At 73.6% G+C, this 23376-nt stretch carries 25 protein-coding genes; 13 read left to right on the forward strand and 12 right to left on the reverse strand.

Translation table 11 applies throughout. From position 1 onward, the window contains the following. The 4 genes from AC6EXY_RS15850 to AC6EXY_RS15865 form a co-directional block, all read left to right on the forward strand. Positions 1-875, forward strand: an 875-nt coding sequence (locus AC6EXY_RS15850) for a TerD family protein (protein WP_499842355.1), incomplete at its 5' end; no start/stop codon positions are given. A gap of 184 nt (positions 876-1059) precedes the next feature. Continuing rightward, the gene (locus AC6EXY_RS15855) at positions 1060-1962 is read left to right on the forward strand and encodes a L,D-transpeptidase (RefSeq protein WP_499818183.1); all 903 of its coding nucleotides are present in this window, start codon (positions 1060-1062) and stop codon (positions 1960-1962) included. 60 nt (positions 1963-2022) lie between these two features. Beyond that, positions 2023-3366, forward strand: a complete 1344-nt coding sequence (locus AC6EXY_RS15860) for a magnesium transporter MgtE N-terminal domain-containing protein (RefSeq protein WP_101832094.1) — start codon at positions 2023-2025, stop codon at positions 3364-3366. After that, positions 3363-3977: a DUF1003 domain-containing protein gene (locus AC6EXY_RS15865; RefSeq protein ID WP_101832088.1), complete on the forward strand. Its 615-nt coding sequence runs from the start codon at positions 3363-3365 to the stop codon at positions 3975-3977. Before AC6EXY_RS15860 ends, AC6EXY_RS15865 begins: the two co-directional genes overlap by 4 nt. Positions 3978-3997: 20 nt before the next feature. Here AC6EXY_RS15865 and AC6EXY_RS15870 read toward each other — a convergent pair whose 3' ends face one another. Then, positions 3998-4345: a chorismate mutase gene (locus AC6EXY_RS15870; protein ID WP_101832089.1), complete on the reverse strand. Its 348-nt coding sequence runs from the start codon at positions 4343-4345 to the stop codon at positions 3998-4000. Positions 4346-4618: 273 nt separating this feature from the next. Beyond that, positions 4619-5086: a winged helix-turn-helix transcriptional regulator gene (locus tag AC6EXY_RS15875; protein WP_101832090.1), complete on the reverse strand. Its 468-nt coding sequence runs from the start codon at positions 5084-5086 to the stop codon at positions 4619-4621. 90 nt (positions 5087-5176) lie between these two features. Between AC6EXY_RS15875 and AC6EXY_RS15880 the strand changes: the two genes are divergently transcribed. Genes AC6EXY_RS15880 through AC6EXY_RS15890 form a run of 3 tightly spaced genes read left to right on the forward strand, consistent with a single transcriptional unit; the run spans position 5177 to position 8786 of the window. Beyond that, positions 5177-6628 (forward strand): MFS transporter, encoded by a 1452-nt coding sequence (locus tag AC6EXY_RS15880; protein WP_101832091.1) that lies wholly within the window; start codon positions 5177-5179, stop codon positions 6626-6628. 7 nt (positions 6629-6635) lie between these two features. Next, positions 6636-7502, forward strand: a complete 867-nt coding sequence (locus AC6EXY_RS15885) for a RecB family exonuclease (RefSeq protein WP_101832092.1) — start codon at positions 6636-6638, stop codon at positions 7500-7502. Positions 7503-7529: 27 nt separating this feature from the next. Next, positions 7530-8786: a pyridoxal phosphate-dependent aminotransferase gene (locus AC6EXY_RS15890; protein ID WP_243407564.1), complete on the forward strand. Its 1257-nt coding sequence runs from the start codon at positions 7530-7532 to the stop codon at positions 8784-8786. Positions 8787-8896: 110 nt separating this feature from the next. Here the strand turns inward: AC6EXY_RS15890 and AC6EXY_RS15895 are convergent, their stop codons facing one another. The 3 genes from AC6EXY_RS15895 to AC6EXY_RS15905 all read right to left on the reverse strand — a co-directional run bounded on the left by AC6EXY_RS15895 (position 8897) and on the right by AC6EXY_RS15905 (position 12176). Continuing rightward, complete coding sequence (locus AC6EXY_RS15895; RefSeq protein WP_243407110.1) at positions 8897-9595, reverse strand: hypothetical protein; 699 nt, start codon at positions 9593-9595, stop codon at positions 8897-8899. Positions 9596-9774: 179 nt separating this feature from the next. Next, the gene (locus tag AC6EXY_RS15900; RefSeq protein WP_499818184.1) at positions 9775-10821 is read right to left on the reverse strand and encodes a hemolysin family protein; all 1047 of its coding nucleotides are present in this window, start codon (positions 10819-10821) and stop codon (positions 9775-9777) included. Beyond that, a complete protein-coding gene (locus AC6EXY_RS15905) occupies positions 10809-12176 on the reverse strand; it encodes a hemolysin family protein (RefSeq protein ID WP_101830005.1) in 1368 nt (455 codons plus the stop codon). The genes AC6EXY_RS15900 and AC6EXY_RS15905 overlap by 13 nt, the downstream gene beginning before the upstream one ends. A gap of 156 nt (positions 12177-12332) precedes the next feature. Between AC6EXY_RS15905 and AC6EXY_RS15910 the strand changes: the two genes are divergently transcribed. Beyond that, entirely contained in the window at positions 12333-13280 is a 948-nt protein-coding gene (locus AC6EXY_RS15910) for a ParA family protein (protein WP_101830006.1), read from the forward strand. A gap of 158 nt (positions 13281-13438) precedes the next feature. Then, a complete protein-coding gene (locus tag AC6EXY_RS15915) occupies positions 13439-13690 on the forward strand; it encodes a hypothetical protein (RefSeq protein WP_243407111.1) in 252 nt (83 codons plus the stop codon). 86 nt (positions 13691-13776) lie between these two features. Here the strand turns inward: AC6EXY_RS15915 and AC6EXY_RS15920 are convergent, their stop codons facing one another. After that, positions 13777-15399: a DEAD/DEAH box helicase gene (locus tag AC6EXY_RS15920; RefSeq protein ID WP_480014304.1), complete on the reverse strand. Its 1623-nt coding sequence runs from the start codon at positions 15397-15399 to the stop codon at positions 13777-13779. 412 nt (positions 15400-15811) lie between these two features. Between AC6EXY_RS15920 and AC6EXY_RS15925 the strand changes: the two genes are divergently transcribed. After that, positions 15812-16504 carry a ferritin-like fold-containing protein gene (locus tag AC6EXY_RS15925; RefSeq protein ID WP_101830008.1) on the forward strand — a complete coding sequence of 231 codons (693 nt, stop codon included), beginning with the start codon at positions 15812-15814 and terminating at the stop codon, positions 16502-16504. Between the two features lie 117 nt (positions 16505-16621). On the opposite strand, the gene AC6EXY_RS15930 is transcribed toward AC6EXY_RS15925, so the two are convergent. The 4 genes from AC6EXY_RS15930 to ligD form a co-directional block, all read right to left on the reverse strand. Further along, positions 16622-16846 carry a DUF3107 domain-containing protein gene (locus AC6EXY_RS15930; protein WP_101830009.1) on the reverse strand — a complete coding sequence of 75 codons (225 nt, stop codon included), beginning with the start codon at positions 16844-16846 and terminating at the stop codon, positions 16622-16624. A gap of 146 nt (positions 16847-16992) precedes the next feature. Next, entirely contained in the window at positions 16993-17658 is a 666-nt protein-coding gene (locus tag AC6EXY_RS15935) for a TetR/AcrR family transcriptional regulator (RefSeq protein ID WP_101830010.1), read from the reverse strand. 176 nt (positions 17659-17834) lie between these two features. Next, the gene (locus AC6EXY_RS15940) at positions 17835-18041 is read right to left on the reverse strand and encodes an Rv3202a family protein (RefSeq protein WP_101830011.1); all 207 of its coding nucleotides are present in this window, start codon (positions 18039-18041) and stop codon (positions 17835-17837) included. 113 nt (positions 18042-18154) lie between these two features. Beyond that, the gene (gene ligD / locus AC6EXY_RS15945) at positions 18155-19057 is read right to left on the reverse strand and encodes a non-homologous end-joining DNA ligase (RefSeq protein ID WP_499818185.1); all 903 of its coding nucleotides are present in this window, start codon (positions 19055-19057) and stop codon (positions 18155-18157) included. Positions 19058-19345: 288 nt separating this feature from the next. Between ligD and ku the strand changes: the two genes are divergently transcribed. Next, complete coding sequence (ku, locus tag AC6EXY_RS15950; RefSeq protein ID WP_499818186.1) at positions 19346-20464, forward strand: non-homologous end joining protein Ku; 1119 nt, start codon at positions 19346-19348, stop codon at positions 20462-20464. A gap of 20 nt (positions 20465-20484) precedes the next feature. On the opposite strand, the gene AC6EXY_RS15955 is transcribed toward ku, so the two are convergent. Next, entirely contained in the window at positions 20485-20658 is a 174-nt protein-coding gene (locus AC6EXY_RS15955) for a CsbD family protein (RefSeq protein WP_243407112.1), read from the reverse strand. A gap of 170 nt (positions 20659-20828) precedes the next feature. On the opposite strand from AC6EXY_RS15955, the gene moeZ reads away from it, so the two are divergent. Together moeZ and AC6EXY_RS15965 are read left to right on the forward strand one after the other, a co-directional pair. Then, positions 20829-22001 (forward strand): adenylyltransferase/sulfurtransferase MoeZ, encoded by a 1173-nt coding sequence (gene moeZ / locus AC6EXY_RS15960; RefSeq protein WP_101830015.1) that lies wholly within the window; start codon positions 20829-20831, stop codon positions 21999-22001. A 37-nt stretch (positions 22002-22038) separates the two neighbouring features. Continuing rightward, positions 22039-22440 carry an MGMT family protein gene (locus AC6EXY_RS15965; protein WP_499818187.1) on the forward strand — a complete coding sequence of 134 codons (402 nt, stop codon included), beginning with the start codon at positions 22039-22041 and terminating at the stop codon, positions 22438-22440. A gap of 174 nt (positions 22441-22614) precedes the next feature. Here the strand turns inward: AC6EXY_RS15965 and AC6EXY_RS15970 are convergent, their stop codons facing one another. Beyond that, positions 22615-23364: an SDR family NAD(P)-dependent oxidoreductase gene (locus AC6EXY_RS15970; protein WP_101830017.1), complete on the reverse strand. Its 750-nt coding sequence runs from the start codon at positions 23362-23364 to the stop codon at positions 22615-22617. Positions 23365-23376 lie beyond the last annotated feature (12 nt).

Here is a 23376-nt window from a genome sequence, read left to right on the forward strand (position 1 = left end):
CAGGTCCGATCGGCCGCGCCCCCTCCGCCCCCGGGTCCGCGCGGGCGCGCCGGTCTACACCCGCGAGCCGCTCGGGCCCGTGGCGAGCGCGCCCCGCCCCTGGCCCCGGTTCCCCCGACCGGGGGGCGGCGGCCCGGGCCGGGGGGGGGGGCCCGCCGCAGCCCCCGCCTGGCCAGCAGTGGGGCGGCCCGCCGCCCGGGCAGCAGCCAGGGCAGTGGGGCCCGCCGCAGCCCCCGCCTGGCCAGCAGTGGGGTCCGCCGCCCCCGCCGCCCGTGCCCGGGCCGCCGCCCGCCGGTCGGGTGAACCTGGACAAGGGGCGGGTCTCGCTCGCCAAGGGCCAGAGCGTCTCGCTGGTGAAGACCGGCGCGCCCGCGCTGACCCGGGTGCGGATGGGGCTCGGCTGGGATCCGGCGCAGCGCGGCCGCTCGATCGACCTGGACGCCTCCTGCATCCTGTTCGACGATCGCGGCAAGGACGTCGACAAGGTCTGGTTCATGTCCAAGAAGGGCGCCCGCGGCGCGGTGCGCCACTCCGGCGACAACCTGACCGGTCAGGGCGATGGCGACGACGAGACGATCGCGGTCGACCTCGCCGCGCTGCCGCCGAACGTCGTCACCCTGATCTTCACCGTGAACAGCTTCCAGGGGCAGGCGTTCACCGAGGTCCGCAACGCCTACTGCCGGCTCTACGACGATGTCACCGGGCAGGAGCTCGTCCGCTTCGACCTGTCCGAGTCCAAGCCGTCGACCGGCCTGGTGATGTGCCGGGTCCAGCGGGAACGAGGCACGCCCACCTGGTCGATGACCGCGATCGGTGAGTTCCATGACGGCAAGACCGTCCGGGCCATGGTCAGCCCCTCCCGCCAGTACCTCTGATACCGCCTGACCCGCCGGCAGCGCCGGTGCGTGACTACGGAGCGTGCGCACTGTACACACTCCGTAGTCACGGTCGGGAGGGAGTGCGCGCGGCATGGGGGATCTGGGTCCGCGTCCACGGGCAGAGGCGGATGATCCACGGTCTGGTCCGCCGTGCCGCGTCGCGGCCGTCGCGGTCGCCGGTGTGCTGGTGGCCCTGGTCGCGGGTCTGATCGCGGCCGTCGTCCGGCCAGGGGCGGACCTGGAACGGACAGCCGTGAGCCAGCCCGCAGCCACCGGGATCCCGGTCCCCAGGACCGTTCCGTCCCCGCCGGACCCCGCCGCCTTCACCCGGCCCACGCGCGGTCTGACCACCGGCCCCGGCACCCCCACGGCCGCGGCACCCGGCGTCGCGGCCGGCGGACCGCCGGAGATGCCGGGCCTGGCAGGTACGTCGGGTGTGGCAGGTACGTCGGGTGTGGCAGGGGCGCCGGCGGGCCGGACGCTGGTCGCCGTCGCCACCCAGGATGTGAGCTGGTTCGCCGGAACCGGCGGGTCCGCGGCCGGTCTGGTCATCGCCTCGGTCGGGATGCCCGCGTCGCTGCCCGTCATCGACCAGCGGCCTGGCTGGCTGCGGGTCCGCCTGCCGCAGCGGCCGAACGGGTCGACAGGATGGCTGCGCCGCGCGGGCGTCGGCCTGACCAGCACCCCGTATCGGATCGAGGTCGACGCGCTGGCCGCACGTCTGCGCCTGTACTACGCCAACGCCCCGGTCCTGGACGTGCCGGCGGGCGTCGGCACCCGCGAGCATCCCACCCCCACCGGGAGCTTCTACATCACCCGCGTCGTGCCGCCTGCGCGCGCCGGCTTCGGCGACCTGGTTCTGGTCACCTCCGCGCACTCACCGACGGCGACGGACTACGACGACTCCCTCGACGCGAGCGTGGCGATCCACGGCCCGCTCGACACCACCGCCGACGTCGCGATCGGCACGCGCGGGGCCCACATCGCCCGTGGTTGCGTCCGTCTGCACCTGGCGGACCTCGACCGCCTGCGGGAGGTGCCGCCCGGCACCCCGGTCGACATCCTCACGGAGGTCGCGGTCTGAACGGGATGTGACGGACCGCGGAGTTGCGGTGGGGACGTGGGCGGGTAGCCTCCCGCCGTGATGACGTCCCGTCCGGCCCAGTCCAGGGTGTTCTGCCGGCGCCTGGCCGGCCTGCTGGTGCTCGACCCCAACGGTGACCAGGTCGGGCGGGTCCATGACGTGATCGTCACGCTGCGTCTGGGGCACGAGCCGCCGCGGGTGCTGGGGCTCGCGGTCGAGGTGCAGCGGCGGCCGATCTTCGTGCCGATCGGGCGGGTCACCGGTGTGGAGTCGGGCGCGGTCGTGCTGTCGTCCGCCCGGTTGAGCTGGCGGCGCTTCCAGCAGCGCCCGAACGAGATCCGGGTGCTCGGTGAGCTGCTCGACCGCCGGGTCACCCTGCTCGCCGACAGCACCGAGGTCACCGTCGTCGACGCGGCGATCGAGCCCGTCCGCGGCGGCGACTGGGTGCTCGACCAGGTGGCGGTGCGCCGGGGCCGGGGCCGGCGCGGGGAGGTCCGCACGGTCTCCTGGGACGAGGTCACCGGTTTCTCGTTGCCCGAGGAGGGACAGGGCGCGGCGAACCTGCTGGCCGCGTTCGAGAAGCTCCGCCCGGCCGATCTCGCCACGCTGCTGCATGACCTGTCGGACAAGCGCCGCGCCGAGGTCGCCGCCGCCCTCGACGACGAACGGCTCGCCGACGTCCTCGAGGAACTGCCCGAGGACGAGCAGGTGGAACTGCTCGGCGGCCTGGCCGAGGAACGCGCCGCCGACGTCCTGGAGGCGATGGGCCCCGACGACGCGGCGGACCTGCTCGGCGAGCTGCCCGCCGAGGACGCGGAGCGGCTGCTGCGCCTGATGGAGCCGGACGAGGCCGCCGGCGTGCGCCGCCTGCTGCGCTACGCCGACGACACCGCCGGGGGGATCATGACGAGCGAGCCGGTGGTGCTCGCCCCGAACGCGACGGTCGCCGAGGCGCTGGCGCGCATCCGCGAGCCGGAGCTGTCCCCGGCGCTGGCGGCGCAGGTGTACGTGGTGCGCCCGCCGTACGAGACGCCGACGGGTCGCTACCTGGGCCTCGCGCACTTCCAGCGGCTGCTGCGCGAGCCGCCGTCGACACTGGTCGGCGGGGTGATCGACGTGGACATCGCGTCGCTGCGCCCGGAGACGCCGCTCGCCGAGGTCACCCGGCACCTGGCGTCCTACAACCTGGTGGCGGCGCCGGTGCTCGACCAGGCCGGACGGCTTGTCGGTGTGGTCACCGTCGACGACGTGCTCGACCATCTGCTGCCCGCCGACTGGCGGGAACACCAGCTGGACGCCGACGTGGACGCCCGCACCACGCCCGGCGCCCTGACCCCGCCCCCGGCGGGTGACGTCGATCCCGCCCGCGGCGAGATCGGCCCTGGCCCGGCGGAGACGTCATGAGGGCGCGTCGGCGCGGCGCGCGGCTGGACCAGCCGCGCCTGTCCCGGCGCGTCCGGGTCCGGCCGGGCTATGAGGCGGACGCCTTCGGCCGGCTCGCCGAGCGGGTGGCCCGCTTCATCGGAACGGCCCGGTTCCTCGTCGCGCAGAGCGTCGTCATCGTGCTGTGGATCACCTATAACGTCGTCGCGCCGAAGGCGGCGCGGTTCGACTCGTTCCCGTTCATCTTCCTGACCCTTGTGCTGTCGTTGCAGGCCGCGTACGCGGCGCCGCTGATCCTGCTCGCGCAGAACCGCCAGGACGACCGGGACCGGGCGAACCTCGCCCAGGACCGCGAGCAGACCGTGCGCACCCGTGAGGACACCGAGTACATCGCCCGCGAGCTCGCCGCCATGCGCATCACAATCGGCGAACTGGCGACCCGGGACTACCTGCGGGCCGAACTACGTGGGCTACTCGCCGAGCTGGACCCGCCGCGCCGCACGACCGACCGCGAGCGGCGGGACCGGCGACGGCGCCGGGACGACGAGCGCGGCAGCGACAAGAAGCGCGAGAACGGCCACGACGCCGCCGACTCGGCCAGCCGACCCCTGCGGACGCCCGGGGACCGCTGAGGAGACCATCGACGAGCGGCTCAGGGCTGGCTGGCCGCTCCCCGGCACATGGTCAGCACGGCCATCGCGATCTCGACGCCGCGCGGCCCCAGCTCCTCGGCCCACGCGGCGATGATCTCGTTCTCTCGGGCGTGCTCGATGCGCGGACCGCCCTCGATCCCCCGCAGCGCCTGGATCTGGCGGGACAGGTCGCGCCGGGTGGCGAGCAGCGCGCGCAGCTGGCCGTCGATGTCGTCGATCAGCTGGCGTCCCTCGGCGATCGTGCTCAGCGTCGGCGCGCCGTCCGCGAGCGGCACGTCGGCGAGGGTGCCGCCGGGCGCGGTGGGCGCGGGGATCGCGGTGTCGGGACGGTCGACGAGGTTCTCCACGGGTGGGACCTTTCGATCGGAGCTCCGGCTCAGCCCAGGCCAACGGTGCCCGGGTGGACCGGGCCTGGGTCTGATGCTTGTGCCGCGTGAGGTCAGCGGCATCGCGGGGACCGGGCCCGGTCCCCATAAAACGGAGGCAGCAGCGCGCCGTGACGCGTGGTTCGGCCGCACCCCATGAGGCAAGCATGCCAGCCGGGCGCGGATCCGTCCAGGAACACGGTCCGCGCCGGATCCGTCGGAAGTGTGCCTCGCCTCCGTCCCGCCCGGGCCCGGCTAACCGGCCGCGGGCGGGACGGGGGCACCGGGACCGGGAACGCGCCGGACGTCGGTGACGTCGACCTCACGGCCGCAGGCCTCGCAGCGGCGGCGGTCGTCGATGTGACCGCCGCAGTCGCGATGCAGGATCAGGTAAGGCGGGTTGCCCGCCATCACGTGCCGGTCGCCCCAGACCATGAGGGCGTTGAGGATCGGCCACACGTCGCGGCCCTGCTGGGTCAGTACGTACTCGAAGCGTTCCGGCTGGTCCTGGTACCGGCGACGGTCGAACAGGCCGTCCGCGGTGAGGCGGGACAGCCGTTCGCTCAGCACGGTGCGGGCAAGGCCGAGGCGGCTCTGGAAGTCGGCGAAGCGGGTGGCCCCGCGGCACGCCTCGCGCAGGATCAGCAACGTCCAGCGATCGCCGAGGATCTCCAGGCTCGCGGCGATCGAGCAGTGTTCCTGCTCGTAGGTGCGCCGCAGCATGCGCCCAAGTGTAGCGTCACGCTACCCATGTTGGTAGCTTCACTAGACCTACTCGGTCCAGTGAAGCTACCAACCTGATGGGGTCGCCTGATGCGCGCCGATGCCCGCCTGCGCTGGGTCCTGCTCGTCACGTCGGCGGCGACGTTCGTCGCCAGCCTCGACCTGTTCGTGGTCAACGTCGCCTTCAACGACCTGCAGCGGGCGTTCGGCCACACGGACGCCGCGACGCTGTCCTGGGTCCTGAACGTCTACACGATCGCCCTGGCGGCGTTGCCCATCCCGTTCGGCCGCTTCGCCGACGCCTACGGCCGGCTGCGCGGATTCGTCGCCGGCATGGTCCTGTTCGCCGTCGCGTCCGCCCTGTGTGCCGCCGCACCGTCGCTGACCTGGCTCATCGTGGCGCGCGGGCTGCAGGGGGTGGGGGCGGCGGCGCTGCTGCCGACGTCGCTGAGCCTGCTGCTGGGTGAGTTCCCGCCGGCACGGCGGGCGGGCGCGGTGGCGACGTGGGCGGCCACCGGTTCGGTCGCCGCCGCCTTCGGAACTCCCGTCGGCGCGCTGCTCACCCGGGTCAGCTGGCGCTGGATCTTCCTGATCAACGTGCCGATCATCGTGGTCACGCTGCTGGTGGCCCGGCGGGTGCTGCGCGAGTCGCGGGCGGACGGCCCGGTGGAGCGCCCCGACCTCGTCGGCACCGTGCTGCTCACCGCGGGCGTCTCGCTGGTCACGCTCGGCCTCGTCCAGGCGGACTCCTGGGGCTGGGCCACGGCGGGGACGATCGGCACGCTGGTCGGCGGCCTCGCCGCGGTCGCCCTGTTCCTCCGGCAGTGCACGCGACACCGGGCCCCCGTCATCGAGCTGGACCTGTTCCGGGAGCGGTCGTTCAGCGCGGCGTCCGGGGTGACCCTGCTGCTCTTCGCCGGATTCGGGGCGTTCCTGCTCAGCAACGTGCTGCTCATGACCGACCTGTGGCGGCAGGGCGTGCTGACGGCCGGTCTGCAGTTCGCGCCGGGCGGCCTGGTCGCGGCCGTCGTGTCGATGTTCGCCGCCGCGCGCCTGGCCGCCCGCTTCGGCTACCGCCCGGTCGCCGCCGTCGGCTGCCTGCTGCTCGCGGTCTCGAACCTGACCTTCCGCGTGCTCGTCGGCGTCACCCCCGGCTACGCCCGCGACTTCCTGCCCGCGCTGATGATCGGCGGCTTCGGCGTCGGCCTCGCCATCCCGGTGCTCGCCGCCGCGATCTCCGCCACGCTGCCGCCGGCGCGCCGCGCGACGGGCAGCGCCGTGTTCGCGATGTCCCGCCAGCTCGGCACCGTGCTCGGGGTGGCGGCGACGGTGGCGCTGTCCGTGGGTGGCGCCGAGGGGCATGCGCTGTTCGCCTACCAGCGGGCCTGGGTGTTCATCGCGATCGTCGAGGCGGTCGCCGCGCTGAGTTGCCTGCTCCTGCCGACGCGCCGTACCGCGGCGGTGGTCCCTGCCGCGCGGGTGTCGTCTGCGTCCTCGGGCGAGGGCCCGGCGGCCGTGGAGGCGGTCAGCCAGGTGGGATGATCGGGCGATGGCACAGATGGAGCTCGCCGGCATGCCCCGCAGGCTGTTCGCCTGTACGCCGTCGCGGCTGGCGGCCTTCGAGGACTGCCCCCGTCGCTACCGGATGATCTACCTGGACCGGCCGCGGCCGCCGAAGGGTCCGGCCTGGGCGCACACCTCGTTCGGGGTGAGCGTGCACAACGCGCTGCGCCGCTGGTGGGAGGAGCCCATCGCGGCGCGCACGCCCGCGCGGGCCGTGCAGCTGGTGCGGCTGCTGTGGGTCGAGGACGGCTTCCGTGACGCGGAGCACTCGGCCGCCTGGCGGGAGCGCGCCGCCGAGATGGTCGCCGGATATGTGGGCGGCCTCGATCCGGCGGCCGAGCCGCGCGGCGTCGAGCGCTCGGTCGCCGCCCGCACCGACGCGCTGGCCTTCTCCGGCCGGGTCGACCGCCTCGACGAGCGCGACGGCGAGCTCGTCGTCGTCGACTACAAGACCGGACGGCGTCCCGTCACCGAGCAGGACGCGCGCAGCTCCCCGGCGCTGGCCCTCTACGCCCTCGCCGCCGGGCGGATGCTGCGCCGGCCGTGCCACCGCGTCGAGCTGCACCACGTGCCGACCGGCCGGATCGCCGTCGCGGAGCACACCGACGACAGCATCGCCCGGCATGTGCGCCGCGCCGAGTCGGTGGCGTCCGACGCCGTCGCCGCGACGGAGGCGCTGGGCGCGGGCGGTGACCCCGACCGCGCCTTCCCACCCAGGCCCGGCTCGCTGTGCTCGTGGTGCGACTACCGGCGGCTGTGCCCGCAGGGCCAGTCGGCCGGCCCCGAACGCCAGCCCTGGGCGGCCCTCGGCGACGAGACGGCGCCGGTGACCGAGCCTCGGCACGGCGACTGACGGACGCCGCGGTGTCAGGATGGGGCCGTGTCCGAGCAGATCACCGCGCCCGCTCCCACCCCGGCCAGCGTCTCCGGCGAGGCGAACGTCTCCGGCGAGGCGAACGTCTCCGGCGAGGTCAGGGTCTCCGCGAAGGCGACCACCTTCACGGAGTCCGTCATCCGGGACATGACCCGGCTCGCGCTCGCCCACGGCGCGGTCAACCTGGCCCAGGGCTTCCCCGACTTCTCCTGTCCGCCGGAGCTCAAGGAGGCCGCCAAGGCCGCGATCGACGCCGACGTCAACCAGTACGCGATCACCTGGGGGGCGGCCGAGTTCCGCGTGGCCATCGCGGCGAAGGTCGGCCGGACGTATCCGGGCTGGTCCGTCGACCCGGACACCGAGATCTGCGTGACCTGCGGCTCGACCGAGGCCATGATCGCCACGATGCTGGCGCTGGTCGACCCCGGCGACGAGGTCGTCATGTTCGAGCCGTTCTACGAGAACTACGGGCCCGACACGATCCTGTCCGGTGCGCGCCCGCGCCTGGTCCGCCTGCACCCGCCGGACTGGTCGATCGACCCCGACGAACTACGGGCCGCGGTCAGCGACCGCACCCGGGCGATCATCCTGAACACCCCGCACAACCCGACCGGCAAGGTGCTGCGCCGCGACGAACTCGACCTCGTCGCCGAGCTCTGCCAGCGCCATGACGTGCTTGTGTTCACCGACGAGATCTACGAGCACATCCACTACCTGGGCCCCGGTGGCCACATTCCGCCGGCGACGGTCCCCGGGCTCGAGGACCGCACCGTGACGATCAACGCCCTGTCGAAGACGTACGCCGTCACCGGCTGGCGGGTCGGCTGGACGATCGCACCCCCCGCCTACACCGCGGCGATCCGCAAGGTGCACGACTTCCTCACCGTCGGCGCGGCGGCACCGCTGCAGGCCGGCGGGGTCGCGGCGATGAACCTGCCGGCCGCCTACTACGGCGCGCTCGCCGAGGAGTACCGGGCCCGCCGAGACCTGCTGTGCGGCGCGCTCGCCGAGACCGGCTTCACCTTCCGCGAGCCCGACGGCGCCTACTACGTGATGTGCGACACCCGCGCCGTCGATCCGGTCGGTGACGATGTCGCGCTGGCCCGCCGCCTGGTCACGGACATCGGCGTCGCCACCGTGCCCGGCTCGTCGTTCTTCGCCGATCCCGCCGACGGGCGGCACATCATCCGCTTCGGCTTCCCGAAGAAACTCAGCACCCTGCGGTCCGCCGCCGACCGCCTCACCCGCCTCGCCCCCAGCTAGGTAGGCCTCGCGACGGCGCCATCCAGGCCCCGACGATCACCACAGGGGCGAGAAACCGTGTTCCCGCGGGAACACCCGGACGGGCCGACCGCCGACCGCCGACCGCCGGCCTAGTCCGTCTGGTTCGGCGTGGTCGGCCCGACCGGGGGAACGGGCGGGGTGGGCAGGGGATAGCCAGCGGAGGCGGCGCGTGCGTGGCCGGCGCGCAGCTCACGCTCCAGCTCGGTGATCGCGGCGCGGGCGCCGCCCCGCCAGGGCAGGCCGCGTGCCGACGGCGACGCGGCGCCCATCGCGACGGGATCCGGCGGGGCATAGCGGCCGCGCAGGTACTCGCCGATCCAGCGCCCCTGCGCACCGGCCAGGTCCGGGGCGTCGCTGAGGTGGAAGACCCAGGCCGTGCGCAGGTCGAACACGCCGCCGAACCGGGGCGAGTCCGCCACGTCCGGCAGCAGCGCGCGGGTGCCGTCCGTCAGCACGACCGCGTCGAAGGTTCCGAGTGACGCCTCGTCGCCGGGAGGGTCGGCTGGTGCGCCGTGGATCTCGAACGGCGGGGCGGCCGGGCTGGTGGTGGTCACGCCGGCGCTCGTCAGGCGCAGCGTGCCCGCGGCCACCTCGACGACGCGGTCGGCGCAGCCATAGGCCGCGAGGGCGGCGAGGGCGGCCGGCGTCACCGGAGCGGGGGTGACAGCGGTCACCGGGAGGCCGCCGTCGACGAGGGCGATCGTCGCGGCGGCGGAGGCGGCGTCGAGGCCGAGGACGGCGACACTGGGAAGTCCGGTCACGACGGGGCACTCTAACGGCTGGTCCATCGGTCACCGTCCGCGTGCCGTGGCGAGGGGCGCACTACGGTGGAACCATGAGCGTCGCGGCCCCCCAGCACGGTGCCCCTGCTGGTCACGGTGGCGCGGGTGCCCCTGCCGCGACGGGGGCGTCGCTGTGGTCGTTCGAGGTGGTGCAGTCGTCGTCGCCCGGAGCGCGCTGAGCCGCGTCATCCGGCGACGTCGGTCAGTTCGCCGACGAACTGCTCGACGACGTCCTCCATCGTGACGACCCCGACGGTCCGGCCGGACCTGTCGGCGACGCGGCCCAGGTGGCTGCCCGCCCGCTGCATCCGCCGCAGCGCCTGGTCCAGCGGGGTGTCCGTGGCCAGCTCCACCATCTGGTGCAGACGCAGCGGGGCCAGCGGGGTGTCGAGCCGGTCCGCGGGGACGCCCAGCACGTCCTTGGCGTGCAGGAAGCCCGCGATCTCGGCGTCGTCGCCGGGGGGAAGCACCGGGAAGCGGGAGTAGCCCGTTCGGGCGACCACGGCCTCGAGGTCGCGGGCGGAGATGGTCCACGGGACCGTTTCTACCCGTGACAGGGGAACCATCACCGCGCCCACCTCGTGCTCGGACAGTTCCAGAGCGCTGGTGAGACGTTCGTGCTCGGCCTGCTCGAGCAGTCCCTCCTCGGTCGACTCGGCGATGATCGCGGCGAGCTCCCGCGGACTGTAGGCGGAGGCGAGCTCGTCGCGCGGCGACACCCCCGCCAGCCGCAGCACCCGGTTGGCGAACCCGTTGAGCAGCTGGACGAACGGGCCGGTGGTCCGGGCGAACGCGATCAGCGGCGGCCCGAGCCACAGCAGCGCCCGCTCGGGCCCGGCGATCGCCAGGTTCTTCGGCACGATCTCGCCCAGCACCATGTGCAGCGCGGAGACGATGGTCAGCGCGACCGCGAAGGCGATCACGTGCCGCGCGGCATCCGGCACCCCGAGCGCGTGCAGCAGGTCGACCAGCAGGTGCGCGACCGTCGGCTCGGCCACGGCGCCGAGCGCGAGCGAGCACAGGGTGACGCCGAGCTGGGTGGCGGCCAGCAACGTCGAGAGGTGCCCCAACGCGCCGATCACCGAGCGGGCGCGGCGGTCGCCGGCCTCCACCAGCGGTTCGACCCGGTCGCGGCGCGCGGAGACGATGGCGAACTCGGCGCCCACGAAGAACGCGTTGCCGGCGATCAGGGCCAGCCCGGCGACCAGTGCGAGCAGCGTCACGATGCCCATGCCCGTCCGTCGTCGTCGGCGCGTGGGGTCGGCGTGCCGTGGACGCGCAGCCGCACCCGGTCGATGCGATGGTGGTCGAGCGCGACGACCGTCAGGGACACGTCGCCGATCCGGACCTCGTCGTCGACCCGGGCGAGCCGGCCGAGATGGGCGAGCACCAGGCCGGCGATCGTCTCGTACGGCCCGTCGGGCAGCCGCACGCCGGTGGCCTCGGTGGTCTCGTCCGGGCGCAGCAGGCCGGACAGCACCCAGGCGCGCCGACCCACGGGCACCACGCCGGGTGGGGACGGCAGGTCGTGCTCGTCCACCACCTCGCCGACGAGCTCCTCGACGAGATCCTCCAACGTGACGATGCCGGCCACGCCGCCGTACTCGTCGATGACCGTCGCCAGCTGCAGGCCGTGCCGGCGCAGCCGTGCGAGCAGGGTGTCGCAGTCCAGTGAGGCGGGTACGAGCAGCGGCGCCACCATGAGATCCCGGACGGTCACCGTCCCCCGGCGCTCCGGCGGGATCCGGAACACGTCCTTGACGTGCACCACGCCGGTCACCCCGTCGACACCCTCGATCTCCCCACCCCGCGCCCGCGTGCGGACGGGGAACCGGGAGTGCCCGGAGTCGCGCGCGACCCGCAGCAGCTGCGCGGCGGGCGCGTCGGCGTCGGCCCAGACCGTGCGCACCCGGGGGGTCATCACGTCGGCGGCATCGCGGTCGCCGAAGCGCAGCGAGCGGCGCAACAGGACCGCGGTGCTGGTCGGCAGGGTGCCCTGGCGGGCCGAGGACCGCACGATCGATCCCAGCTCGTCGGGGGAGCGCCCGGCACGCAACTCGTCCTGCGGCTCGACGCCGAGCATCCGCAGGATCGCGCCGGCGCTGGCGTTCAACACCGTGATCAGCGGCCGGGCCAGCCACGAGAACCAGATCTGCCAGCCGGCGACGGCGCGTCCCGCGCGCAGCGGCTCGCTGATCGCCCAGTTCTTCGGCACCAGTTCGCCGAACACCATCTGGCTGACCGTCGCGACGGCGAGGGCGACGGCGAGCGCCAGCACCGAACCCGGCGTCGGCGGCAGGCCGGCCGCCCGTGCCACCGGCCGCAGCAGGGTGGCCAGCGCCGGCTCGGCCAGGTAGCCGACCGCCAGCGAGGTGACGGTGATGCCCAGCTGCGCGCCGGAGAGCTGGAACGACAATGAGTGCACGGCCCGGACCACCGCCCGGGACCGCCGGTCGCCGCCCGCGACGGCCAGCCGCTCGGCCTGATGCGGCTCGATCGCCACCAGGGCGAACTCCGCCGCGACGAACACCGCGTTGGCCGCGATCAGCGCCAGCACGGCGGCGAGGTAGCCGAGTGCCTGGATCACCCGGCGCCGCCGGCGGCGGGTGTGGTCGGGGTCATGGGCGAGCGCTACCCGATCGCGCGGCCCACACACGTCGGGCGGTGCGCCGCCGGACGGCGCGCCGAGATTTCCATCCGCCAGATGTTGTGACCATCCGATTACCCATCCACACTGATCGGCGTGGCCCACATACTCGCGGTAGCGAACCAGAAGGGTGGCGTAGCCAAGACGACGTCGGTGGCCAGCATCGGCGCCGCCCTGACCGAGCTGGGCCGCCGCGTCCTGCTGGTCGACCTCGACCCCCAGGCATGCCTGACCTTCTCGCTCGGACTCGAACCGGATGCCCTCGAACTCTCCGTCCACGATGTGCTGCTCGGCCGGCTGTCCGCCGGCATCGTCGTCACCACGACCGGCGACGGCACCGATCTGCTTCCCGCGACGATCGAGCTGGCCGGCTGTGAGGCGGTGCTGCTCTCGCGCACGGGCCGGGAGCACGCACTGCGCCTCGCTCTCGCCGACGTCGTCGACGCCTACGACTTCGTGCTCATCGACTGCCCGCCGTCCCTCGGCGTGCTCACGATCAACGGGCTGACCGCCGCCGACGAGGTCATCGTCCCGCTGCAGTGCGAGACGCTGTCCCACCGGGGCGTCGGCCAGCTGCTGGACACCGTGCACGACGTGCAGCGGCTGACGAACCCGCGCCTGGCGGTCCGTGGCGTGCTGCCGACCCTGTTCGACGCGCGCACAGCGCACGGCCGGGCCGTGCTCGCCGACGTCCGGGTGCGCTACGGCCTCGCCGTGCTCACCCCACCGATCGCCCGCTCGGTGCGTTTCGCCGAGGCCCCGGGCACGGGACGGTCGATCCTCGCCACCGCCGGCCGCTCCAAGGGGGCCGACGCCTACCGGGTGCACGCACGCGTGATCGCCGGCATGCCGCCCGGTGAGACGGCCGGTGAGATGGCAGGCGGGGTGCCGGGTCCGGTGGCGGCGCGTGATCGGGGTCGGCGCGCTCGGCGCGGTTCCGCGGCGGGTGTGGTGTCGGCGGAGATCAGCATGCCGGCGGAGATCAGCGTGGCGGTGACGGCGTCGGCCGGTGGCGGGGTCGCTCCCGCCGGAGGCGTGCGGTGAGCCGGGGGACTGTGAGCCGGGGCAGTGTGAGCCGGGGGAGTGTCGGTCCTCGGTCCGAGCCGGCGGGTTCCGCCGCGGGCTTCGACCGCCTGCCACGTCGCGGGCCCCGGCCTCCCGGCGCGGGGACGGCGAGTACCGGGACCACCGTGGGGCGGGACGTGCACGGCAAACGTGCCCTGTACAGCGGTGTCCGCCCGACGACGCCGGCGCACGCGAGCCTGCGCGTCGAATGCGGCCGGTGCGGTGAGACCCGGCTGCTCGGCGCGCGGCAGGCACTGCGGACGCTCACGCCCAGCGTGCACCTGCCAGTGCTGCGAGCACGCCACTTCTCGCTGCTGCGCTGCCCGACCTGCCGCCGGGTGAGCTGGGTGCGCCTCGGACTGCACCTGCGGCCCGCAGCCCAGTCCTGACCGTCGCCCAGTCCTGACCAGCCCGGCTGCCGCCCCGCTCCGGCGGGAGGCGGCGAGATCCGGTGCTGGTCAGACGGAGGTGCTGGTCAGGCGGATTCGGCGCGGAGCGGGGCGGCCTCGGCTCCGCCGGCGTCGACCTCCGCGAACTCGGCCAGGTCGGCCAGGTCGGTGGCCTCGCCGCGCACGGCGCCGGTGCCGCGGCCCCGGTTGCCCCGGCGACGGCGGCGGCGCCGGGCCGGCTCGCCGGCGGCGCCGCCGGCCTCGGATGCCAGGGTGGACACGGCGGCGTCGGGTCCGTCGGCGTCCGCGACACCGTTCGCCTCGGCCACCACGCCCACGGCATCGGTGGTGAGATCGGTCACGTCGTTCTCGGCCGCGTCCTCGGCGGCGATCGCCAGGCCGGACGCGGCCGCGGCGGCGCCGGCGCCGCGGGTGCGCCGGCGCGTGCGGGTGCGGGTGGGTACCGGGCGGTCCGCGGCGCGGGACGTCTCGCGCCCGGCGCGGGGGCCACGCCGGCCGCGGCGGGACTCGCCCAGATCCTCGATGTCCTCCGCGTCGAGGCCGGCACGGGTGCGCGCGGCGTGCGGGAGGGTGCCGGCGGCCTCGGCCGGGATTTCGAGGGCCTCGTACAGGTGCGGCGAGGTGGAGTACGTCTCGACGGGCCCGTCGAACGGGAGGCCGAGAGCCTTGTTCACCAGCGTCCAGCGGGGCAGGTCGTCCCAGTCGACGAAGGTGACGGCGACGCCGGACTCGCCCGCGCGACCGGTGCGGCCGATGCGGTGCAGGTAGACGTTCTCGTCCTCGGGGCACTGGTAGTTGACGACGTGTGTGACGCCGCTGATGTCGATGCCCCGGGCTGCGACGTCGGTGGCGACGAGGACGTCGACCTTGCCGGCGCGGAACGCGCGCAGCGCCTGCTCACGCTGGCCCTGGCCGAGGTCGCCGTGTACGGCCGCGGCGGCGAAGCCGCGCTTGTCCAGCTCCTCGGCGACCTTGTCCGCGGTGCGCCGGGTGCGCACGAAGACCATCGCGAGCCCTCGGCCGGTGGCCTGCAGGACCCGGGCGAGGACCTCCATCTTGTCCAGCGCGTGGGCGCGGAAGACGTGCTGGTGCGTCGTCGGTACCGTGCGGGTCTCGTCCGGCTGCTCGGCGCGGACGTGCACCGGGCGCTGCATGAACCGGCGGGCCAGCGAGATGACCGGGCCGGGCATGGTTGCGGAGAACAGCATGGTCTGCCGGGCAGTCGGAAGCTGCGCCATGATGCGCTCGACGTCGGGCAGGAAGCCCAGGTCGAGCATCTCGTCGGCCTCGTCGAGCACCAGGGTGCGCACGCCGGCGAGGTCGAGGACCTTCTGACGGGCGAGGTCGAGCAGCCGGCCCGGCGTGCCGACGACGACGTCGACGCCGGCGCGCAGCGCGGTCAGCTGCGGCTCGTAGGCGCGGCCGCCGTAGACGGAGATGACGCGCAGGCCGCGGCGCGCGCCCGCACGGGTCACGTCCGCGGTGACCTGGACGCACAGCTCACGGGTGGGGACGACGACGAGTGCCTGCGGCCGGCCGTCGGCGCCTTCGCCGGGGGCCAGCGCGGTCTGCACGACGGGGATGCCGAACGCGAGCGTCTTGCCGGTGCCGGTGCGCGCCTGGCCGATGATGTCGTTGCGCCCGAGCGCGAGGGGGAGCGTCAGCTCCTGGATGGGGAAGGCGTGGATGATGCCCGCTTCAGCGAGCGCCTCGACGGTCTCGGCACGTACGCCGAGGTCGGCGAAGGTTGGCCGCTCGGTGGGCGCGGCGGTCTCGATCGGCTTGTTCGGGGCGGCTAGATCATCTGAAGGTACTGCGGCTGTGACGGACAGCGGGACGCTCCTGGTCTTCTCTGAGCGGTGTCTACGCTGAACCCGCTCACGGTGAGCCGCTAGGCGCCCGCGGCCCGATGTCCGTGTGCCCGGTGCCGAGAATGGCAGCTCTGGGTGCACAGGTGACGAGGCGACGCCTGCTATGCGGCAGCCGAGGTGACATAACGACCTCTGGCCACGCCCTAGCATACCCGGTGTGACGGCGAGTTGGGGGCTCCTTCGCCGAGGATTGCCGACCAGGACGATGCGGGGTGCCAGAATCGCGGCTGTGACGCAGACATCCATCCCGTCGTCCGACCCGCCTCCACAGGGCGGCCTGGCCGAGGCGGACCAGGCGACCGTTGACCTGCTGGGCCTGCTCGCCTACGGCGAACTCACCGCCTTCGAGCGGCTGGCGACCGACGCCCGGATGTCCCCCACCCTCGGCGACAAGATCGCCCTGGCGGCGATGGCGGCCGCCGAGTTCTCCCACTTCCAGGCGGTCTGCGCGGAACTCGACCGGCTCGGCGTCGACCGTGAGCGTGCGATGGCCCCGTTCGTCGCACCGCTGACGACCTTCCACAACTCGACCGCTCCCGCCGACTGGCTGGAGAGCCTGGTCAAGGCGTACGTCGGGGACAACATCGCCGCGGACTTCTACCGGGAGATCGCCGCCCGGCTGCCCGCGCCGTCGCGCGAGATCGTGCTGCGGGTGCTGGACGACACCGGCCATGCCGTCTTCGCGGTCGAGCGGGTGCGGGCCGCGATCGAGGCGAACCCCACCGTCGCCGGACGGCTCGCACTGTGGGCCCGCCGCCTGGTCGGCGAGGCGCTCACCCAGGCCCAGCGGGTGGGCGTCGACCGGGACGCGCTGACCGGCCTGCTCGTCGGGGTCGGCGATCTGGACGCGCTGGCGGCCATCTTCAACCGCATCATGGCGGCGCACGGTCGCCGGATGTCCGCCCTGGGTCTGTCCGCCTAGGTCTGTCCGCCTGGGCCAGTCCACCCGGGGAAGGGCTCCCGCGGCCGCGGACGGGTTGGCCGGGCCGGGCCTGGCCGGACTGGGAGCCCGGCCAGGCCAGCCGCGGTCAGTGGGAGCTCAGGCGCCGAAACCCACCCGCCGCTGCGAGGAGGCGGCGATTTCCACGTAGGCCAGGGACGACACCGGCACCACCACCAGCCGCCCCTTGTCGTCGATGAGGCTCAGCACGCCACTGTCGGCCTTGATCGCCTCGCTCACCAGCGCGGCGACGGCCTCCGCGGTCTGGTCGCTCTCCAGCACCAGCTCCCGGGTGACCTGCCGCACGCCGATCTTGACCTCCACCGAATGACCTCCGCCTTCGTCGGACCAGCACGCCGGCGGACATCCGCCGCCGAGGTTGGATCACCGCCCACACTATGGCTTCCGGGACTTCTCCACCGGGACGGGAGTGGCGTGTTCGCTGCGGGCACACCATGCCTCACCCGCGCCTAGCGTTGCTGGCCGTCCCGCCCGGATGGTTCCCGCTCCTGGCGGGGATAGCCCCCGATGCCGCGCCAGGCGAGCTCGACCATCGACTCGATGGCCTGTTCCTTGGGCACGGTGCCGCCGCGGACCAGCCACCAGCGCGAGGCCGTCTCCGCGAGGCCCACCAGGCCGACAGCGAGCAGGTCGGCCTCGTCCTGGGTCAGCCCGGTGTCGGCGACGATCGTCGCCGCGATGGAGCGCACGCACTGGGCGAACGCGGTCTCGATGCGCTGGCGCACCACCGGCTCGCTGCGCAGGTCCGACTCCAGCACGAGCTGGTGCGCCCCGGACGGGTCGTTGACGAAGTCGAAGTACGCCCGCACCGACCGGGCGATGCGCGTGTGGTTGTCCGTCGTCGAGGCGAGGGCCTCCTGCACGCTGGTGACCAGCTGTGTGGCGTGCTCGTCGAGCAGCGCCAGGTAGAGCTCCAGCTTGCCGGGGAAGTGCTGGTAGAGCACAGGTTTGCTGACGCCGGCCCGCTCGGCGATCTCGTCCATGGCCGCCGCGTGGTAACCCTGGGCCACGAAGACCTCGCGGGCGGCGCCGAGCAGCTGAAAGCGGCGAGCGGTGCGGGGGAGCCGGGGAGTCCTGCCCGGCCGCGTACCGGGCGAGGCTGGCTCGGCCGTCACCGGCGCACCTCCTGGTCGATGCGGACAACACTATCGCCGAATCCCGGTGGGGTGGCGACACCGGAGGCGCCCCCGCACCGGTGATCGGCTCACTCTCGCACAGCACCCCGTCCGCGGACCGTCCGCGCCCCCACCCCCGGGCGGGCCCGCGTCGCGCGCGGTCGGCCGCGGGTGGTTCAGCGGTAGTCGTCCTCGTCCATCTCGACGATGATGCTCTGCTCGACCAGGTCGAACTCGTCGACCTCGGCGGGTGGTGCGGCCGGCGCGCTGGGCCGGCCGGCGGCGGTCTGCGGCGGGCGGACCTCGCGGGCCTGCTCGGCGGCGTCGGCGTCCGGCGCCTCCAGGGGAAGTCCGGAGGCGGGCAGATCGGTGGGTGCACTCATGGGGACGTCCTCCTGCGCTCGTCGGTGCGGCGCCCGTGACCACGGGCGCCGGCGTTGGGACGGTGCGGACCGCGGCGGGGTCCGCACCGCGATGTGCCCGGGATGGGGACGTCTCACGCGGAACCGTCCTGACCGTCCGGCGTGCCCAGCAGAGTGGCGAACAGGTCGCCGTGCTCGTCCACCCGGCGCAGCACGTCGTCGGCGGTGAAGGTGAGGTCCTCGGGCCGGCGGGCGGCGCGGACCTCGTCCCAGCTCACCGGCGTGGACACGGTGGGCCGCTCGCGCCCGCGCAGCGAGTAGACGCTGACCGTGGTCTTCGCCGGGTTGTTCTGCGACCAGTCCAGCAGGACCCGGCCGCCGCGCAGGTCCTTGCGCATGTTGGCCACCACGAGGTCGGGGTGGTCGCGCTGCAGCTGGTTGGCGAGGGTGCGCATGTCCGCGCGGACCTGCATGGACGTCCGCCCGTCGGTGACCCGGCCGTACACCTGCAGGCCCTTCGAGCCGCTGGTCTTCACGCACAGCGGTGCCGGCAGCACCTCGCGCAGCAGCTCGGCCACCCGGGCACAGTCGACGACGGTGGCCGGCGGGCCCGGGTCCAGGTCGGCGACGACGAGGTCGGGCAGGCCGGTGGAGATCCGCCACATCGGCGTGTGCAGCTCGAGCGCGGCCAGGTTGGCGAGCCACATCAGGGTCGGCCGGTCGGTGGCGACCAGGTAGTCGATCGTCGAGCGGTCCTTGGTCGAGCCGGGGGAGGGCAGGGTCGCGACCGTCGTCCAGTCCGGGCGGTGGGACGGGGCGTTCTTGGTGAAGAAGCTCGACTCGGCGACCCCGTTGGGGAAGCGGACGACGGTGAGCGGCCGGTCGGTCAGGTGCGGCACCGCCACCGGGCTGATCCGCCGGTAGTAGTCGATGACCTGGGCCTTCGTGAAGCCGGCGGCCGGATAGAGGACCTTGTCGAGGTTCGACAGCCGCAGCCGCCGGCCGTCGACCTCCACGGACGCCGGGGTAGCGCTCACGACTGCGTCCCTATCCACTGGTGGTGCGCCCGGTCGGGCCCGGCCCGCAGGTGTGTCGGCCTGGTCGCGCGGCGCACCACGATGGTGCGGCCGATCCGTGCGGGAGGGAAGCCGCGCGCCGCCGCGCGACGCGGGGCGTGACCGGGTGCGTCGTCCGGGATGTGCCCCGACCGCGATCCGCCGCGCGGCCATCCACGACCGCTGACAACTTCGGACGATTCCCTCATCTGGCTTACTCGTGGGTGTCCCGTGGGTCACCATGGTGGGTAATCGACGTGAGGGGCGAACATGCGTTCGATCTGGAAGGGTGTCATCTCTTTCGGTCTGGTGTCGATCCCCGTCCGGCTGTACTCGGCCACGCAAGAGCGGGACGTCGCGTTTCACCAGGTCAGACGGTCGGACGGCTCCCGCATCCGGTACCGGCGCGTCGCCGAGGCCGATGGTGGCGAGGTCAGCTACGCCGACATCGCCAAGGGCTACGAGCTTCCCGACGGCCAGACGGTCGTCCTCACCGACGAGGACTTCGCCAACCTGCCGCTGTCCACCTCCAAGGCGATCGACGTGCTCGAGTTCGTCCCGCTGGAGCAGGTCGACCCGATCTACTTCGCCAAGAGCTACTACGTCGAGCCGGACCGGACCGGGGCAAAGCCCTATGTCCTGCTGCGCGACGCGCTGGCCGAGTCGGGCCGCGTGGCGCTGGTGAAGATAGCTCTGCGTCGGCGCGAGCAGCTCGCGACGCTCCGGGTGCGTGACGGCGTCTTCGTCCTGGAGACGATGATCTGGCCGGACGAGGTGCGCGAGCCGGACTTCCCGTTCCTCGACGAGGAGGTCGAGGTCCGCCCGCAGGAGCTGGCGATGGCGTCCTCGCTCATCGAGACCCTCGCCGCCGACTTCGACCCCGGCCGCTTCTCCGACGAGTACCGCGACGCGCTGCAGGCCGTCATCGACGCCAAGATCGCCGGTCGTGAGATCGTGAGCCCGCCGGGTGCCGAGGAGCGGGAACCGGTCGGCGACCTGATGGCCGCCCTGCGCGCCAGCATCGCCGCCGCGCGCAAGGACCATCCGAACGGCGCCGCCGCCGACGAGGAACCCGCCGCCCAGGCCGCCGACGGGGACTCCGCCGCAGGCAGGGGCGCCACGGCTGGCAGGCGAGCGGCGGGCAGGACCGCGGCCGGCAAGGCACCGGCGGGCAAGACGCCGGCCGGCAGGACTGCGGCGGGCAAGACACCGGCCGGTAGGGCTGCGGCCGGCAGGACTGCGGCGGGCAAGACACCGGCCGGTAGGGCTGCGGCCGGCAGGACGGCGGCGGGCAAGTCGACACCGAACAAGACGACGCCGAACAAGAACACGGGCGGCAAGACCGCGACCGGCAAGACCACCACGCATCCCACGAGGCGTTCCGCCTGACCAGGCCACTGGCCGGCGGCTCAGCGGCGGAAGGAGTCCTTGACCTTCTCGCCGGCCTGGCGCAGGTCGGCGACGGTGCGCTCGCCGCGGCCCTCGCCCTGCGTGCCCGGGTTGCCGGTGGCCTTGCCCGCGCTCTCCTTGCCCCGCCCGCGCAGCTCGTCCATCTTGTTCCTGACCTTGTCGACGAAGGACACGGCGCTCAACTCCCTGGGTAGGTGCGTGCACTCCATCGTCGGTCTACCCATCGGTGTTCGGGGAACACGCCGGCCGTCGCGGACGCTGTACGAACGGATGGCTCATTCGCGACGACGCCGCGCGCCGATATGGCATCGTCGAGGAACGACAGCGAACGCGAGGAGCAAGCGTGTCCCTTCCGCCCCTGGTCGAGCCCGCCGAGGGCCTGACCGTCGACGAGGTCCGCCGGTACTCGAGGCACCTGATCATCCCGGACGTCGCCATGGACGGCCAGAAGCGGCTGAAGAACGCCCGAGTGCTGGCCGTCGGCGCCGGCGGTCTCGGCTCGCCGACGCTGATGTACCTGGCCGCCGCCGGTGTCGGCACGCTCGGGATCGTGGAGTTCGACACGGTCGACGAGTCGAACCTGCAGCGCCAGATCATCCACGGCCAGTCCGACGTCGGCCGCTCCAAGGCCGAGTCCGCGCGCGACTCCGTGCTCAACATCAACCCGTATGTCAACGTCGTGCTGCATGAGACGCGGCTGGACACCTCCAACGTCATGGAGATCTTCAGCCAGTACGACCTCATCGTCGACGGGACCGACAACTTCGCCACCCGGTACCTGGTCAACGATGCGGCCGTGCTGCTCGGCAAGCCGTACGTCTGGGGCTCGATCTACCGGTTCGACGGGCAGGCCAGCGTCTTCTGGTCCGAGCACGGACCGTGCTACCGCTGCCTCTACCCCGAGCCCCCGCCCCCCGGGATGGTCCCGTCCTGCGCCGAGGGCGGCGTGCTCGGCGTGCTGTGCGCGTCCATCGCCTCGATCCAGACGACGGAGGCCATCAAGCTGCTCACCGGCGTGGGCGACCCGCTGGTCGGCCGGCTGATGGTGTACGACGCACTCGAGATGACCTACCGGTCGATCAAGGTCCGCAAGGACCCGGAGTGCCCGCTGTGCGGGAAGAACCCGTCGATCACCGAGCTCATCGACTACGAGGCGTTCTGCGGCGTGGTCTCCGAGGAGGCCCAGCTCGCCGCGGCCGGCTCGACGATCACCGCCGCCGAGCTGAAGGGCTGGCTGGACGCGGGCGAGCCGATCGAGCTGGTCGACGTCCGTGAGCCCGCCGAGTGGGAGATCGTGCGCATCCCCGGCGCCCGGCTGATCCCCAAGGGCGACCTGCCGGCGCACCTCGCCGAGCTGCCGCAGGACCGCCGGGTGGTCGTCTACTGCAAGTCCGGGGTGCGCTCCGCCGACGCGCTGGCGACCCTCAAGAACGCTGGCTTCGCCTCCGCGGTGCACGTCCAGGGCGGCGTGACGGCCTGGGCCACCCAGGTCGACAAGACTCTCCCGGTCTACTGAGCCTGCCGGTCCACTGAGCGCGGCGGCCGATCGAGACGTGAGCGGACCCAGAGCCCGGCGCGACACGCCACCACCCAGCGTGTCCGCCGGGCTCGGCACCCGGGTCGGGGTCCACCTCGGCGGCGCCGAGCCCAGCCCGCATGCGCGGGAGGTGCTGGACGCCGTCGCCCAGATCCCCCGCGGCAAGGTCATGACCTACGGTGACGTCGCCGAGTTCGTCGGCACCGGCACCGGCCGCACTGTCGGCGCCGTCCTCTCCCGCTACGGCGACGACGACATCCCCTGGCACCGCGTCATCCGCGCCTCCGGCGAGCCGAATCCGGCCAATCCCACCGAGGCGCTGCGCCGCCTCGTCGTCGACGGGACGCCCCTGCGCGAGGGCGGCGAGCGCGTCGACCTCGCCGCCGCCCGCTGGGACGGCACTTCCGCCCGCTGGTGAGGGCACCACCGTCCGCTGGGACGGCACTTCCGCCCGCTGGCGACGGCACCGCCGCCTTTACCGGGCTGGCGTCCGCCTTGCTCAGCCGAAGATCAGTGTCAGGCCGCGTAGCTGCCGGCCCGGCCTCAGGTGCTCGATCGGCTGTGATCAGCCGGCGTCCTGGTGCGGCGGGTCTCAGCGGGCGGACAGGCCGCCGTCGGCGAGGTAGACGCTGCCGGTGACCAGGCTCGCCCGGTCGGAGAGCAGGAAGACGACGACCTCGGCGACCTCGTTGACGGTGCCGAGCCGGTTGATCGGGGTGAGCAGCGCCGCGCCCCGCTGCGGGCGGCCGTCGACGTGGATCAGTGCCGTGTCGACGAAGCCGGGGGCGACCGCGTTCACCCGGATGCGGCGCGCCGCGTACTCCAGGGCGGCGGTCTTGGTCAGCCCGACCACGCCGTGCTTGGCGGCGACGTAGGGCGCGGAACCGGCGAAGCCGACCATCCCGAGCACCGAGGCCATGTTGACGATCGAGCCGCCCGTGCCGCCGTGCAGCATGGCGGTGATCTCCGCGCGCATGCTGTAGAAGACGCCGGACAGGTTCACGTCGAGCACCCGCTGCCAGTCCTCGGCGGGGGTGGTGCCGACGGGCTCGCGCCCGGCCGTGACGCCGGCGTTGTTCACGGCCAGGTCAAGCTTGCCGAACGTGCCGACGGCGGCCTGTACGGCACGCTCCATCGCGTCCGGGTCGGTCACGTCGGCCTCGACGGCGATGGCGTCGCCGCCGCCGCGCTCGATCTGGGCCGCCACTTCCTTGATCCCGTCCGGCTGGCGGTCGGTGACCACGACCTGAGCCCCCGCGCTCGCCAGCAGGCGCGCGCAGGCCGCGCCGATACCGGAGGCCGCTCCGGTGACGAGGGCGACCCTGCCGCTGCATTCGGTCATGGTCGATGACAG

This window comes from Frankia sp. RB5 (assembly GCF_059816245.1).

What these genes read in the sequence shown, in the direction of transcription:
- AC6EXY_RS15940 (WP_101830011.1), bottom strand. Translation starts at nt 18,041, where the DNA reads ATGAGTGCACCCACCGATCTGCCCGCCTCCGGACTTCCCCTGGAGGCG.
- AC6EXY_RS15875 (WP_101832090.1), bottom strand. Translation starts at nt 5,086, where the DNA reads ATGCTGCGGCGCACCTACGAGCAGGAACACTGCTCGATCGCCGCGAGC.
- AC6EXY_RS15865 (WP_101832088.1), top strand. Translation starts at nt 3,363, where the DNA reads ATGAGGGCGCGTCGGCGCGGCGCGCGGCTGGACCAGCCGCGCCTGTCC.
- AC6EXY_RS15885 (WP_101832092.1), top strand. Translation starts at nt 6,636, where the DNA reads ATGGCACAGATGGAGCTCGCCGGCATGCCCCGCAGGCTGTTCGCCTGT.
- AC6EXY_RS15900 (WP_499818184.1), bottom strand. Translation starts at nt 10,821, where the DNA reads ATGGGCATCGTGACGCTGCTCGCACTGGTCGCCGGGCTGGCCCTGATC.
- ku (WP_499818186.1), top strand. Translation starts at nt 19,346, where the DNA reads ATGCGTTCGATCTGGAAGGGTGTCATCTCTTTCGGTCTGGTGTCGATC.
- AC6EXY_RS15895 (WP_243407110.1), bottom strand. Translation starts at nt 9,595, where the DNA reads ATGGACCAGCCGTTAGAGTGCCCCGTCGTGACCGGACTTCCCAGTGTC.
- AC6EXY_RS15860 (WP_101832094.1), top strand. Translation starts at nt 2,023, where the DNA reads ATGACGTCCCGTCCGGCCCAGTCCAGGGTGTTCTGCCGGCGCCTGGCC.
- AC6EXY_RS15970 (WP_101830017.1), bottom strand. Translation starts at nt 23,364, where the DNA reads ATGACCGAATGCAGCGGCAGGGTCGCCCTCGTCACCGGAGCGGCCTCC.
- AC6EXY_RS15880 (WP_101832091.1), top strand. Translation starts at nt 5,177, where the DNA reads ATGCGCGCCGATGCCCGCCTGCGCTGGGTCCTGCTCGTCACGTCGGCG.